The sequence below is a fragment of the Burkholderia singularis genome (genome assembly GCF_900176645.1).
Lineage (GTDB): Bacteria > Pseudomonadota > Gammaproteobacteria > Burkholderiales > Burkholderiaceae > Burkholderia > Burkholderia singularis.
Window position 1 is genome coordinate 1 of sequence record NZ_FXAN01000016.1, and the last position, 1,346, is coordinate 1,346.

The following is a 1,346-nucleotide window of genomic DNA, read 5'->3' on the forward strand; positions in this document are numbered from 1 at the left end:
CACGGTGCGCAGATACGCCTCAGGATCGATGCCGTTGAGCTTGGCCGTACCGATCAGACTGTAGATCGCCGCCGCACGCTCGCCACCTGAGTCCGCACCGGCGAACAGGTAGTTCCGGCGCCCGATCGCCACCCCGCGCAACGCGCGCTCAACTGGCAGGTTATCGATTTCCAGACGCCCGTCGTCACAGTAGCGTGTGAGCGCTTCCCACCGGTTCAGCGCATAGAGAATCGCCCGACTCGTGTCGGATTTGCGCGAGAGCGTTTCCAGCGTGGCACTCAGCCACGCATGGAGCTGATCGAGCAAGGGCCTGCTATGTGTTTGCCGGTACGCCTGTCGCTCATCGGGCGGCTTGCCCCGGATCGCTTCCTCGATCTTGTACAACGCGCCGATACGCTCCAGCGCCTCGGTGTTCAAGGCATTCGGGCGTGCGGCGTGCAGTTCGTAGAACTGTCGCCGAGCATGTGCCCAGCAAGCTGCTTCGGCTACCCGCCCGGTTTCGTAAATCGCCTGATATCCGCCGTAGGCATCCGCCTGCAGCGTGCCGTTGAACGATTCGAGATGCTGCTGCGGATGGACGCCCTTGCGGTCGGCCGTATAGGCGAACCAGACAGCCGGCGGCGTCATGTCGCCCGAGTTCCGATCGTCGCGCACGTAGACCCACAGCCGTCCGGTTTTCGTCTTGCCATTGCCTGGCGCGAGCACAGGCACTGGCGTATCGTCGGCATGCAGTTTGGTGGCTGCCATGACGTGCCGGCGTAAGGCGTCGACCAGCGGTTGCATCAGGCTCGCGCCATGACCCACCCATTTCGCCAGCAACGAGCGATCCAGATCGACACCCTCGCGCGCATAGATCGCCGACTGGCGGTACAGCGGCAGATGGTCCGCGAACTTCGAGACCAGCACATGGGCCAGCAAGCCCGGGCCAGCCAGGCCACGCTCGATGGGGCGGCTCGGCGCAGCAGCTTGTGTAATGTGGTCGCAGCACGTGCATGCCAGTTTCGGGCGCATATGGCGGATCACGCGGAAGCTGGCCGGTACATATTCCAGCTGCTCGGAGATGTCCTCGCCGAGTTGCTTCATGGCACCGCCGCACGCCGTGCAGGTTTTGCCCGATTCCGGCCAGTACGTCAGGATCTCGCGTGGCAGATGCTCGGGGAGCGGTTTGCGCGGCGCTTGTTCCGGTGCGATACGCGGCGTCTTCGGAATCTCGATGGGGGCAGCGCCTTCGTCGGCCTCGAGCTCTTCCAGTCGCAACTCGAGCTGCTCGATCTGACGGTCGAGCTTCTCGGAGCTCCGGCCGAACTGCATGCGGCGCAGTTTCGCGATCAGCAGCTTCAGATGCT

General features: G+C 64.0%; 1 protein-coding gene. It reads right to left on the minus strand.

Annotation, left to right across the window (positions count from 1 at the left end):
- On the minus strand, window positions 1-1,346 hold a 1,346-nt coding region (tnpC, locus tag BSIN_RS02025; RefSeq protein ID WP_143757272.1), incomplete at both ends, for an IS66 family transposase.